Origin of the sequence: Ferrovibrio sp. (assembly GCF_046297595.1) — a bacterium.
In the GTDB taxonomy this organism is placed as follows: domain Bacteria; phylum Pseudomonadota; class Alphaproteobacteria; order Ferrovibrionales; family Ferrovibrionaceae; genus Ferrovibrio.
On sequence record NZ_JBKBHT010000003.1, the window covers coordinates 183,771 to 196,162 of the forward strand.

At 64.4% G+C, this 12,392-nt stretch carries 9 protein-coding genes; 6 read left to right on the forward strand and 3 right to left on the reverse strand.

Annotation, left to right across the window (positions count from 1 at the left end; translation table 11 throughout):
- The first annotated feature begins 52 nt into the window (after positions 1–52).
- Positions 53–2,632, forward strand: a complete 2,580-nt coding sequence (locus ACK4FJ_RS09805; RefSeq protein ID WP_409765873.1) for a TRAP transporter permease — start codon at positions 53–55, stop codon at positions 2,630–2,632.
- Positions 2,629–3,336 carry a 7-cyano-7-deazaguanine synthase QueC gene (gene queC, locus ACK4FJ_RS09810; RefSeq protein ID WP_409765874.1) on the forward strand — a complete coding sequence of 236 codons (708 nt, stop codon included), beginning with the start codon at positions 2,629–2,631 and terminating at the stop codon, positions 3,334–3,336. Before ACK4FJ_RS09805 ends, queC begins: the two co-directional genes overlap by 4 nt.
- A 44-nt stretch (positions 3,337–3,380) precedes the next feature.
- Here the strand turns inward: queC and ACK4FJ_RS09815 are convergent, their stop codons facing one another.
- From ACK4FJ_RS09815 to ACK4FJ_RS09825, 3 genes are all read right to left on the reverse strand, one after another.
- The gene (locus ACK4FJ_RS09815; protein ID WP_409765876.1) at positions 3,381–3,941 is read right to left on the reverse strand and encodes a VUT family protein; all 561 of its coding nucleotides are present in this window, start codon (positions 3,939–3,941) and stop codon (positions 3,381–3,383) included.
- 118 nt (positions 3,942–4,059) lie between these two features.
- Positions 4,060–5,613, reverse strand: coding sequence for a gamma-glutamyltransferase family protein (locus ACK4FJ_RS09820; protein WP_409765878.1), 1,554 nt, complete (start codon positions 5,611–5,613; stop codon positions 4,060–4,062).
- Between the two features lie 22 nt (positions 5,614–5,635).
- Complete coding sequence (locus ACK4FJ_RS09825; RefSeq protein WP_409765880.1) at positions 5,636–7,102, reverse strand: M81 family metallopeptidase; 1,467 nt, start codon at positions 7,100–7,102, stop codon at positions 5,636–5,638.
- 233 nt (positions 7,103–7,335) lie between these two features.
- Between ACK4FJ_RS09825 and ACK4FJ_RS09830 the strand changes: the two genes are divergently transcribed.
- The 4 genes from ACK4FJ_RS09830 to ACK4FJ_RS09845 are packed head-to-tail and all read left to right on the forward strand — an operon-like array spanning position 7,336 to position 12,391.
- Entirely contained in the window at positions 7,336–8,937 is a 1,602-nt protein-coding gene (locus ACK4FJ_RS09830; RefSeq protein ID WP_409765882.1) for an ABC transporter substrate-binding protein, read from the forward strand.
- Positions 8,938–8,969: 32 nt separating this feature from the next.
- Complete coding sequence (locus ACK4FJ_RS09835) at positions 8,970–9,911, forward strand: ABC transporter permease (RefSeq protein ID WP_409765884.1); 942 nt, start codon at positions 8,970–8,972, stop codon at positions 9,909–9,911.
- Positions 9,911–10,753 (forward strand): ABC transporter permease, encoded by an 843-nt coding sequence (locus ACK4FJ_RS09840; protein ID WP_409765886.1) that lies wholly within the window; start codon positions 9,911–9,913, stop codon positions 10,751–10,753. The genes ACK4FJ_RS09835 and ACK4FJ_RS09840 overlap by 1 nt, the downstream gene beginning before the upstream one ends.
- A gap of 3 nt (positions 10,754–10,756) precedes the next feature.
- Positions 10,757–12,391 (forward strand): ABC transporter ATP-binding protein, encoded by a 1,635-nt coding sequence (locus ACK4FJ_RS09845; RefSeq protein ID WP_409765888.1) that lies wholly within the window; start codon positions 10,757–10,759, stop codon positions 12,389–12,391.
- Position 12,392: the final 1 nt, after the last annotated feature.

The window sequence follows — 12,392 nt, forward strand, 5'->3', positions numbered from 1 at the left end:
ACGGGCCGGCTTTTTTTTGAGCGACCAGACGACCGATTTCCGAGGACCGATCATGAGCACCGCCGCAGCGCAACGCCCCGTCTCCGAGCAGGACTTGCAGCAACTCGTCGCCGATTCCGATCTGGGCGGACGAGATCCGAAGGGCGCGGTCGGCCGGATATTGTTCCTCGTCGCCGTGGCCTGGTCGCTGTTCCAGCTCTGGTATGCCTCGCCGCTGCCTTTCGTGTTCGGCATCTTCATCCTGAACGATACCGAGGCGCGCGCCATCCATCTGGGCTTTGCCGTCTTCCTCGCTTTCACCTGTTACCCGGCGCTGAAGCGCTCGCCGCGCCATTACATTCCGATCAGTGACTGGATCTTCGCCCTGCTGGCCGCTTTCGCCGCCAGCTACCTGTTCACGCATTACCGCGCCCTGGCCCTGCGGCCCGGCACGCCGACGGAGATGGACCTGATCACGTCGGGTGTCGGCATCCTGCTGCTGCTGGAGGCGGCGCGGCGCAGCCTGGGTCCGCCGATGGTGGTCGTCGCGGCCGTGTTCATTGCCTTCACCTTCGCCGGCCCATGGATGCCCGAAGCGATCCAGCATAAGGGCGCCTCGCTGACCAAGTTCCTGCAGCACCAGTGGCTGACCACCGAAGGCGTGTTCGGCGTGGCGCTCGGCGTTTCCAGCGGCTTCGTCTTCCTCTTCGTGCTGTTCGGTTCCCTGCTGGAGAAAGCCGGCGCCGGCAATTACATCATGCAGATGTCGTTCGCCCTGCTGGGGCACCTGCGCGGCGGCCCGGCCAAGGTCGCTGTCGTCTCCTCGGGCCTGACCGGCCTGATCTCGGGTTCGTCCGTCTCGAATGTCGTTTCTACCGGCATTTTCACGATCCCGATGATGAAGCGGGTCGGCCTGTCCGGCGTGAAGGCGGGTGCCATCGAGACCTCGTCCTCGGTGAACGGCCAGATCATGCCGCCGGTGATGGGCGCCGCCGCCTTCCTGATGGTGGAATATGTCGGCATCCCCTATGCCCAGATCGTCAAGCATGCCCTGCTGCCGGCGCTGATCTCCTATGTCGCGCTGTTCTATATGGTTCATCTGGAAGCCCTGAAAGCCGGAATCGAGCCGCTGAAGCGCGATACCGTGCGTCCGGTGAAAGAGCGGATGCTGCGGCTCGGGCTCGGCTGGAGCGGCAGCATCGTGGTGATCTGCGCGCTGTATTACGCCATCCTCGGCATCAAGGCCGTTTTCGGCGACGCCGCGCCATGGCTGCTCGCGCTGGCCGCCGCGGGCGGCTATGTCGCCCTGATCGCCTATGCCGCGCGCTTCCCCGACCTGAAGCTGGACGACCCCAACGATCCGGTGATCCATCTGCCCGAAGCATGGGATGTCGCCCGCACCGGCTTCCATTTCCTGCTGCCGATTGGCGTGCTGCTGTGGTGCCTGATGGTCGAGCAGATGTCGCCCGGCCTGTCGGCCTTCTGGGCCACGGCCACGATCATCGCCCTGCTGCTCACCCAGCGGCCGTTATTCGCCCTGTTCCGCAAAACCGATGTCGCAGCCGCCGTCGTGCTCGGCCTGCGCGATTTCGTTGATGGATTGAATATCGGCGCCCGCAACATGATCGGCATCGGCATCGCCACGGCCACGGCCGGCATCATCGTCGGCACCGTGACGCTCACCGGCATGGGCCTGATGATGACCGACTTCGTCGAATTCATCTCCGGCGGCAACATCATCCTCATGCTGCTGTTGACGGCCTTCATCTGCCTGGTGCTTGGCATGGGCATCCCGACCACCGCGAACTATATCTTGGTCGCCACCCTGATGGCGCCGGTGATCGTCGAACTGGGCGCCCAGGCCGGCATCCCCATACCGCTGATCGCGGTGCATCTGTTTGTGTTCTATTTCGGCATCATGGCCGACGTGACGCCACCGGTGGGCCTGGCGTCGTTCGCCGCCGCCGCGATCTCGGGCGAGAATCCGATCAAGACCGGCCTGCAGGGCACGGTCTACAGCCTGCGCACGGCGATCCTGCCCTTCCTGTTCGTGTTCAATCCGCAGATCCTGCTGATCGGCATCGACAGCTGGATGGAAGGTGCATTGGTGATCGCGGCCTGCACGATTGCCATGCTGGCCTTCTCGGCCGGCACGTTGGGCTATTTCTTCACCCGTAGCCGTTTGTGGGAATCTGCCGTGCTGCTGCTGGCCTGCTTCACGCTGTTCCGCCCGGGCTTCTGGCTCGACATGATCGCGGACCCTTACGAAACGGCGCCGCCGGCGCAGCTGTTCCAGATCGCCGAGGGCATGCGGCCCAACAGCCGCATCCATCTGGTGATCGCCGGCATGAATATCGAAGGCGACGACATCGAGAAAACCATCAGCCTGCCGCTTGGCAGCCAGGCGACGGGCCGCGAGAAACTGGCCGATTCCGGCGCCAATTTCATGATGCTGGGCGATACGATTCAGGTCGGCGCCGTGAAATTCGGCTCCTATGCCAAACGCGTGGGGCTGGAGAGCGGTTTCGATGTGAAGGCCGTGCTGATTCCGGCGGACCGGCCGTCGAAATTCTGGTTCTTCATCCCCGCCCTGGCGGCCATCGGCCTGATTGGACTGCTGCAGACCCGGCGCCGGAAAGCCGCCCTGGCATGAAGGCCGTTGTTCTCTGCTCGGGTGGCATCGATTCCGTCACGCTGGCCTACCGGATCGCGGCGGAAAACGGACTGGAGCGCCTGATCTCGTTCGATTACGGCCAGCGCCATCGCCGCGAGATCGAACATGCCGCCGGCATCGCCGCCGCCTTGAACGCGCGGCATGACGTGGTCGATATCGCCGGCCTCGGGCGTTTCCTCACCTCGTCCTCGTTGATCAGCGGCGGCGACGCGGTGCCGGACGGCCATTATGCCGAAGACAACATGAAATCGACCGTGGTGCCGAACCGCAACGCCATCATGCTGAGTATCGCCTTCGGCATCGCCGCCGGGGCGAAGGCCGATGCGGTGGGCATCGCCGTGCATAGCGGCGATCATTTCATCTATCCCGATTGCCGGCCGGCCTTCGTGGATGCCTTCCGCGCCATGCAGGCCTGCGCGCTGGAAGGCATGTGGGAGGTGCAGCTTTACGCGCCCTTCGTCGGCTTCACCAAGGCCGACATCGTGCGCGAGGGCGCACGCCTGGGCGTGCCGTACGAAAAGACCTGGAGCTGCTACAAGGGCGGGGAGAAACATTGTGGCCGCTGCGGCACCTGCGTAGAGCGGCGCGAGGCTTTCCATCTGGCCGGCGTGCCGGATCCGACTGCATATGAAGACCCCGATTACTGGGTCGGAGCCATTGCGAGGATGAAGGCGCCAAAATGAAAGTAGGCAACAAAAAAGGCGGCTGAGAAGCCGCCTTTTTACTGTCAGGCCGATGCCGTTATGCCGAGCCGCTGGTCGCGGTCGCGCAGCAGTCGGATCACCGGGATGCTGAGCAGCACCATCCATGCCTTGCCGATGATCTGGCCGGCCAGATAGTCGAGGCTGCCGAAGGCGAGATACAGGAATACCACGGAATCGACGCAGAGGCCGACCAGGCTGGAAAGCAACACGGCGCGGATCAGGCCACGTTTCTGCAGCGGCGTGTACACCGCGAAATCAGCCAGTTCGGACAGCAGGAAAGCCACGGCCGAGGCCATCACCAGCGCCGGCGGCGCGATCAGGCCAGACAACGCCGCGCCAACCGCGATGGCGCCCAGCGTCCAGCGTTTGCCCAGCCGGCGCTGTACCAGATCGCGCAGCACAAGGGCCAGACCGATCATCAAGACACCGCTGGGTGCGGTGATGCCAAAAGGCGCAACCGGGATCAGGCAGGGCCCCTGCGGCACGCAGACAGTGCCGACATTGCCGATCAGCCAGTTGGCCGCCGGCACACAGGCGATGAACGCCGCCAGAAATGCATAACCCTCAAGACGCACGCGATCCATGACCGGGAAATCCTTTTGTTGCAGCGGGGCCTCTCGTTGCGGCGGGGATATACGGCGCGGCCGGGCCGGGTGCAAGCCCGGCCCGCTTAGGGCTTGATCCGGCTGGATGAATCGCCGCTCAGGCGCCCGCCATCCCGGCCCAGGGCTGGGCGATTTCGGTCATGCCGATGCGATTGCCGTCAGGCTCGATCATCACCGCCGAGGGGCAGGCAAAGGCCAGCGGGAACGGATCGCGCCGCTTTTCGCCGGCCTTGGGGTAACGGGCCTTCACAGCCGCACGGGTCGCATCATCCAGCAGCGGATCGCAGAAGGGCTGGCCCGGAATGCTGGCATCGATGCGCGGCTGGTGGAAGGCGGCATCGAGCGGCATGCGGTAGTCGATCAGGAAGGACAGCAGCTGCATCACCGCCGGCATGATGCGGCGCCCGCCCGAGGCGCCGATGGCCAGCCACGGCTTGTCGCCATCGATGACCAGGCTGGGCAGCATGTTGGACAGCGGGCGCTTGGCGGCGCCGAGCGAGTTCGGTTTGCCCGGACGCGGGTCGAACCACATGATGCCGTTATTCATCAGCACGCCGGTTTCGGGCAGCATGACGCGGCTGCCGAACAGCGACAGCAGCGTCTGGGTCAAGGCCACCATGTTGCCTTCGCCATCGATCACGCAGAAATGCGTGGTGCAGCTCTTGCCGTTGTCGTCACCCATGCCGGCGAGACGTTTTTCATACGAAGCCGTGAGGCCTTCGGCATAGGCGACGAAACTCTGCGGCGACAGGCCGCCGCGATCCAGCTTCGGACCGGCGACCTCCAGCGCGTCGCACAGGCTGGGGCCGGCGGTGAGGCCGGGCGGCAGCAGCAGGGTCTTGTCGCCATAGGCATAACTCAGGGGCTCGGCCAGGCGGGCACGATAGCCGGCAAGGTCGCTTGCTGAGATCTTCGAGCCGCCGGCCTGCAGGTCGCGCACCAGTTTCGCGGCCAGTTCGCCCTCGTAATAATCGCGCGCGCCGGCGGCACTCAGGCGTTGCAGACTGGCCAGCAGGGCTTCGTTCTTCAATCGCGGCGCCACGCCGGCCCAGTCGGCCGAAGGCGGCAGGCCATCGGGCAGGAACAGCGCGCGCGAAGCCGGGAATTTGCTCAGGTCCTTCGCCGCCGAGGTGACGACCATGGAGAGGAACCAGTCCACCTCGATGCCCTGGCGGGCCAGTTCGATGGCTGGCCCTAAGCTCTGCTGCCAGCTGCGGGTGCCGAAACTTTCCAGCGCCAGCCGCATGCCTTCGGGCTGGCCCGGCACGGCGATGGAGGGATAACCGAGGATATTGCGGTCCTCGACCACCAGAGGCCAGCCGAACAGATCGCCGCCCACGCCTTCTGCCAGCGGATAATCGGCCGGATTGAGGCCTGCGGCGCTGACCATGCCGTAATCGACGACATGGGCCTTCTTCTTCTTCGCATCCCAGACCAGCATGAAACCGCCGCCGCCGATGCCGCTCATCCACGGTTCCAGCACGGCGAGCGAAAACGCGGTGGCCACGGCAGCATCGATGGCATTGCCACCGCTGCGCAGCACCTCGGCGCCGATATCGGCGGCCTTCTGGTTCTGCGCGGCGACGACGCCGCCTTTGCTGCGAACGGGTTCTTTGCTGTAACGCAGGGAACGACTCAGATTCTCCGACATGGGCGCAAGGCTCTCTTTTTTATCAGGCGGCAGCGAAGGGATCGGCGACGCGGGGCCAGTAGGGACCGCGCACTTTCTGGAAGGGAATGTCTGCGAAATCCGAGCGCATCGCGCCCGGCGCCTCGACATAGAGAATGTCGCCGGCGATGGGCGCGAACCCGGCATGGAAATGCTGGGTCGATTTCACCACCACCATGGCCTTGTCGGCAAGACGGATGCCGAACTGCTCGAAAGCACCGGGATGGAAGGTCTGGGTGCGCAGCGAATTCAGCACCAGGTCGCGCCCGCCGTCGGCCTGGATCCAGACCGACGGCCCCATCGACAGACTGCCGGTAAGCGCCGGCTGCGCCGCATCGGTCAGGATACGCTTGACCGTGACATGCAGGTCGAGCGGATCGCCCGAGGTGACGCCGCATTTGCCGCCCACCCGCAAATCGAAGCTGGCGCCCTCGCCGGCATCGCAGCAGAATCGCACCGCCATCGGATCCCAGTAGACGCCGCTGGCCACATTCTCGATGCCGCGTTCAACGATGCGGCGCAGGATGAAGGTGGCGTCGCCGGCGGCACCGCCGCCGGGATTGTCGGTGATGTCGGCCAGCACCACCGGCCGCTTGCCGGCATGGCCCAGCGCACGATCCAGCGCGGCATCGATGCTCAGGTTCTTCGGCGCGGTCTGTTCGCGCAGCGACCAGATCTTGCGTCCGAGTTTTTCGGCGAGCGCTTGCGCCTTGGCTTTGTCGCCATCGGCGATCACCACCATCTTGGCCGTGGCATCCGGCACGTCCTGCATCGGAAAGCCATGGGCAAAGGATACCGATAGGATGCGGTCACGGCCCTCGCAGGCCTGCATTTCACGCACGAACGAGGCCATCGGCTCGACCGGCGTGCGCCACAGGCTGATCATATGGGTATCGAACACCGCCATCACCGGCCTGGCGCTGCCCTGCTGCTTGGCCAGCAAGATGTCATAGAGTTCCTGCGCACGCGCATTGCTGTCGACATGCGGGTATTCCTTGAAGGTGACCAGTGCATCGGCATTGCTCAGCATCTTCTCGGTGATCGAGCAATGCAGATCGAGTTCGGCGCCCACCGCCGCCATTGGTCCGACAATGGTCCGGATTTTCTCCAGCAGGTCGCCTTCGCAATCGTCATAGCCATCGGCCACCATGGCGCCGTGCAGGCTGAGCAGCACCATGTCGACCGGCATGGCCGCCTTCAGGTCGGCGAGGATTTCGTCGCGGAATCCCTCATAGACCTTACGTACCGTAATACCGGCGGTCTGGGCGAATGCCGACAGGCTCTCTGCCACTTCTGCCTGCTGCGCTTCCGCCGCGCGCCGCCAGACATGCAGCGGACCGGAAAACAGGTTCTCCGGACGCCGGGTTGCATCGCCGCGAAACAGCATCCATTCCGCGAATCCCTGCTCGCCGGTCGGCAGTGGCGAAAAAGTGTTGGTTTCCGTGCCAAGGCAGGCAATGAAGACTTTCATCGGCGGCAGCGGCCCGATGCCGCTCTCCGGACGTGACTCGCACCGCATTCGATAGACTTCGACATGAACCAATGTCTCCCGGTTATATGAGGAACGCCACGCCAACGAGCATGCTGCACAGCGAAACGGCATCTGCTCGACGGCTTACGAAATCGGCAAAGACTCCCTTGACCTCCGTATGCATACCATGATCAGCTTTCGTTAGCGGTCAAACAAAAACAAGGGGGAGTACCATGCGTTCACGTCATTTTCGTCAACTCGCGTCCGTTATCGGCCTGAGTATCGGACTTGGTCTGTTGGCCGGCGCGGCCACCGAGGCCATTGCCCAGGACAAGAAGGTCCTGCGCTTCATCCCGCATGCCGGTCTGCGCATCACCGATCCGATCCTGACCACGGCGTTCATGTCGCGTAACCACGGCTACATGATCTACGACACCTTGTTCGCCGTGAACGACAAGATGGAAGTCAAGCCGCAGATGGTGGAGAAGCATGAGGTCAGCGGCGACAAGCTGACCTATACCTTCACCCTGCGCGACGGCCTGAAATTCCATGACGGCGCGCCGGTCACCTCGGCCGACGTCATCGCCTCGCTGGCACGCTGGGGCAAGAACGACACCATGGGCCAGAAGCTCTTCTCCTATACCAAGGAGTGGAAAGAGGTCGACGCGAAGACCTTCCAGCTCGTGCTGAAGGAACCCTACGGCCTGGTGCTCGACTCGCTCGGCAAGCCCAGCTCGAACGTGCCCTTCATCATGCCCAAGCGCATGGCCGACACGCCGCCGAACCAGAACGTGCCGGACGAAATCGGCTCGGGCCCCTATCGTTTCGTCAAGGCTGAATTCCAGCCCGGCGTGAAGGTGGTCTATGAGAAGAACCCCGACTACAAGCCGCGCAGCGAGCCGGCCAGCTTCACCAGCGGCGGCAAGGTGGTGAAGGTGGACCGCGTCGAGTGGACCACCATCAGCGACCCGCAGACGGCGATGAACGCCCTGATCAAGGGCGAAGTCGATATCTGGGAACAGCCGGCCTTCGACCTGCTGCCCGAACTGAAGAAGCAGAAGGATATCGAGATCCGCAACCTGCAGCCGCTCGGCATGAACTACATGCTGCGCATGAACTGGCTGCAGCCGCCGCTGGATAACGTGAAGGTGCGCCAGGCCATCCTGCACGCGATCCAGCAGGAAGACTATCTGGCCGCCCAGGTGGGCGACCCGGATTACTACAAGGTCTGCGGTGCGATCTTCGGCTGCTCCACCCCGCTGAAGACCGAGGAAGGCGCCGTCGGCATCAAGAAGGCCGATGTTGCCAAGGCGAAGAAGATGCTGGCGGAAAGCGGCTACAAGGGCGAGAAGATCGTCATCATGGCGCCGACCGACCTGAACAGCATCAACCAGCTGCCTCTGGTCTCGGCTCCGCTGCTGCGCGCCATCGGCATGAATATCGAAGTGCAGTCGATGGACTGGCAGACCCTGGTGGGCCGCCGCGCCAAGACCGATCCCATCGACCAGGGCGGCTGGCACATCTTTCACACCGCCTGGGGTACGGCCGACATGATGAACCCGATCACCAATGCCGGTGTGAAGGGCCTGGGCAAGCAGGGCGGCTTCTTCGGCTGGACCGAAGATCCGGTGATCGAGAAGCTGCGTGACGACTACGCCCGCGAAGCGGACCCGACCAAGCAGAAAGCCATCGCCGTCGCCGTGCAGAAGCGTCTCTACGAAATGGTCCACTACATCCCGCTCGGCGAATACTTCCAGCCGTCGGCGGTGCGCAAGAACGTCAAGGGCACCCTGCCCTCGCCGGCCTTCATCCTGTGGAACATCGAAAAGGAATGACGAGTGGCATGATAGTTGCGTAAGCGTTTTCCATGCTTCGTCTGATTTCTTCACGTCTGGTGGCCGCCATCCCTGTCATGGGGGTGGTGGCCATTTTCGTATTCCTGCTGCTGCGGCTCAGCCCCGGCGACCCGGCCGCGATCCTGGCCGGCGATGCCGCCACGCCAGAGATGATCGCCGCCATCCGCGCCGATCTCGGTCTCGACCGGCCGATCTGGGAACAGTTCGTCACCTGGCTTGGGCAACTGCTGCAGGGCGACCTCGGCCGCTCCGTGCTGTCCAAGCAACCGGTCGCGATGATGATCGGCCAGCGCATCGAGCCGACCATCTCGCTGGCGCTCACCACGCTGTTTTTCGCCGTGATCGTGGCGGTGCCGATCGGCATCATCGCCGCCTGGAAACAGGGCGGCTGGATCGACCGCGGCATCATGGCCCTGTCGGTGGTCGGGTTCTCGATCCCGGTCTTCGTGCTGGGCTATATCCTGATCTATTTCTTCTCGATGAAACTGGATCTGCTGCCCGTGCAAGGTTTCGCCTCGCTGAGCGAGGGGTTACTGCCATTCCTGGAGCGCATCGCCCTGCCGACCCTGACCCTCAGCTTCATCTATATCGCATTGTTCGCCCGCATCACCCGCGCCGCGATGCTGGAGGTGCTGGGCGAGGATTACATCCGCACGGCGCATGCCAAGGGCCTGAACGAGAGCACCGTGCTGGTGCGGCACGCGCTGCGCAATGCCGCCGTGCCTATCGTGTCGGTGATCGGTATCGGCTTTGCCCTGCTGATCGGCGGCGTGGTGATCACGGAAACCGTGTTCAACATCCCCGGCGTCGGCCGGCTGGTGGTCGAGGCGGTGCTGGCCCGTGACTACCCGATCATCCAGGGCGTGATCCTGCTCTTCTCAGGTGTCTATGTGCTGATCAACCTGGCCATCGACATCGCCTACGTCCTTCTCGATCCGCGGATTCGTTACTGATGCGTGCCCTGTTCCGTCATGCGGTTTTCCGCAATACATCCGTATTGATCGGCGGCGGCATATTGCTGATCCTGCTGATCGTCGCGCTGCTCGCGCCAGTGCTGTCGCAGTTCGACCCGGGCCAGATCGCACCGCGCTTCCGCCTGAAGCCGCCATCCGGCGAATTCCTGATGGGCACCGACATGCTGGGCCGCGATGTCTGGACCCGCGTGCTGCATGGCGCGCAGGTCTCGCTGCTGGTCAGCGCCTGCGTATCCGCCATCGCCATCAGCATCGGCCTGACCATCGGCCTGGTCGCCGGCTACATCCGCTGGCTGGACGGACCGGTGATGCGCGCCATGGACGGCCTGATGGCGATTCCCGGCATCCTGCTGGCCATTGCGCTGGTCTCGCTGTCGGGCGCCACGCTGGTCACGGTGATCGTCGCCATCGTCATTCCGGAAATCCCGCGCGTCGCCCGCCTGGTGCGCGGCGTGGTGCTGTCGATCCGCGAAGAGCCCTATGTCGAGGCCGCCATCGGCCTGGGCACGCCGACGCCGAAAATCCTGATCCAGCATATCCTGCCCAACACCATCGCGCCGCTGATCGTGCAGGGCACCTATATCTGCGCCTCGGCCATCCTGGTGGAAGCCATCCTGAGCTTCCTTGGTGCCGGCCTGCCGCCGGAAATCCCAACCTGGGGCAACATCATCGCCGAAGGCCGCGGCGTGTTTCAGCGCGCGCCCTGGATCATCCTGTTCCCCGGCGGGTTCCTCGCCGTCACCATCCTGGCGGTCAACATCCTGGGCGACGGGCTGCGCGACACGCTCGATCCGCGCATGAAGAAGCGGCTGGGGGCCTGAGCCATGTCCGAGACCAAGAACGCCCCCGTCCTCAGCGTGAAGAACCTGTCCGTTGCCCTGCCCAAGGGCGGCGACCGCAGCCTCGCCGTGCAGAATGTCAGTTTCGACGTGATGCCGGGCGAGATCGTCTGCCTGGTCGGCGAGTCCGGTTCGGGCAAGTCGGTGACTGCCAGCACCGTGATGGGCCTGGGCAGCCTGCCCATCGCGAATGGCGAGGTGCGGCTGGAAGGCGAAGACCTGCGCCAGGCCAGCAAGGCACGCCTGCGTGCCCTGCGCGGCAGCCGGATGTCGATGATCTTCCAGGAACCGATGACCGCGCTCAATCCGGTGCACCGGGTAGGCGAGCAGGTCGCCGAACTGATGCGCGCCCATGGCTGGGACATGCGCAGCCAGGGCCGCGGGCTGGGCGTGGAAGAGCGCGTCGAACAGTTGTTCGGCGACGTGCATCTGCCCGATCCGAAGCGGCTGATGCAGGCCTATCCGCATCAGCTGTCCGGTGGCCAGCGCCAGCGCGTGATGATCGCCATGGCACTCGCGCTGGAACCGGCCCTGCTGATCGCCGACGAACCGACCACGGCCTTGGACGTCACCACCCAGGCGCAGATTCTGACCCTGCTGCGCGACTTGCAGCGCGACCACGGCACCGGCGTGCTGTTCATTACCCATGATTTCGGCGTGGTGGCCGACATCGCCGACCGCGTGGTGGTGATGCGCTATGGCGAGGTGGTGGAAAGCGGCAGCGCGAAGGACGTGCTGTACAATCCGCAGCACGAATACACCAAGATGCTGATCAAGGCGGTGCCGCGCCTGACTCCGCGTGAGGCCACGCCGATCTCGGGCGCCCCGCTGCTGCATGCCGAGAACCTGACCAAGGTCTACACCACGACCAGCATGTTCAAGGGCACCCGCGTGGTGCGTGCCGTGGACGGCGTGACGCTAGACCTGCACAAGGGCCAGACGCTGGGCATCGTCGGCGAATCCGGCTCGGGCAAGTCGACGGCGGCACGCTGTATCGCCCGCCTGATCGAACCGAGCGGCGGCAACATCATGCTCGACGGCATGGATATCGCCGGCCTGAACGAGCGCAGCCTGCACCCGTTCCGCCGCCGCATCCAGGTGGTGTTCCAGGATCCATACCGGTCGCTGAACCCACGCCGCACGGTGGGCCAGTCGATCATCGAGGGGCCGCTGAATTACGGCATCCCGCACAAGGAGGCGCTGGAGCGCGCCCGTGGCCTGATGGAAACCGTTGGCCTCGACGGCGCCGCGCTCGACCGCTACCCGCACCAGTTCTCGGGCGGCCAGCGCCAGCGCATCGCCATCGCCCGCGCGCTCGCCATGGAGCCAGAAATCCTGGTCGCCGACGAGGCGGTTTCGGCACTGGACGTTTCGGTGCAGGCCCAGGTGCTTGATCTGCTGGAAAACATCCGCGACCGGTTCGGCATCGCCATCCTGTTCATCACCCACGACCTGCGCGTCGCCGCGCGGCTATGCGACCGCATCGCGGTGATGCAGCGTGGCAAAGTGGTGGAATTCGCTGAGACCGCGCGGCTGTTCAGCAGCCCGCAGCATGAATACACGCAGCAGCTTTTCGCCGCCCTGCCGGGGCGGCACTGGCTGGAGGCGGCCGCCTCTTAAT

Excerpts from the sequence above, each read along its gene's own strand:
- ACK4FJ_RS09840 (WP_409765886.1), top strand. The coding sequence starts at position 9,911 with ATGCGTGCCCTGTTCCGTCATGCGGTTTTCCGCAATACATCCGTATTG.
- ACK4FJ_RS09835 (WP_409765884.1), top strand. The coding sequence starts at position 8,970 with ATGCTTCGTCTGATTTCTTCACGTCTGGTGGCCGCCATCCCTGTCATG.
- ACK4FJ_RS09830 (WP_409765882.1), top strand. The coding sequence starts at position 7,336 with ATGCGTTCACGTCATTTTCGTCAACTCGCGTCCGTTATCGGCCTGAGT.
- ACK4FJ_RS09815 (WP_409765876.1), bottom strand. The coding sequence starts at position 3,941 with ATGGATCGCGTGCGTCTTGAGGGTTATGCATTTCTGGCGGCGTTCATC.
- ACK4FJ_RS09825 (WP_409765880.1), bottom strand. The coding sequence starts at position 7,102 with ATGAAAGTCTTCATTGCCTGCCTTGGCACGGAAACCAACACTTTTTCG.
- ACK4FJ_RS09845 (WP_409765888.1), top strand. The coding sequence starts at position 10,757 with ATGTCCGAGACCAAGAACGCCCCCGTCCTCAGCGTGAAGAACCTGTCC.
- queC (WP_409765874.1), top strand. The coding sequence starts at position 2,629 with ATGAAGGCCGTTGTTCTCTGCTCGGGTGGCATCGATTCCGTCACGCTG.
- ACK4FJ_RS09805 (WP_409765873.1), top strand. The coding sequence starts at position 53 with ATGAGCACCGCCGCAGCGCAACGCCCCGTCTCCGAGCAGGACTTGCAG.
- ACK4FJ_RS09820 (WP_409765878.1), bottom strand. The coding sequence starts at position 5,613 with ATGTCGGAGAATCTGAGTCGTTCCCTGCGTTACAGCAAAGAACCCGTT.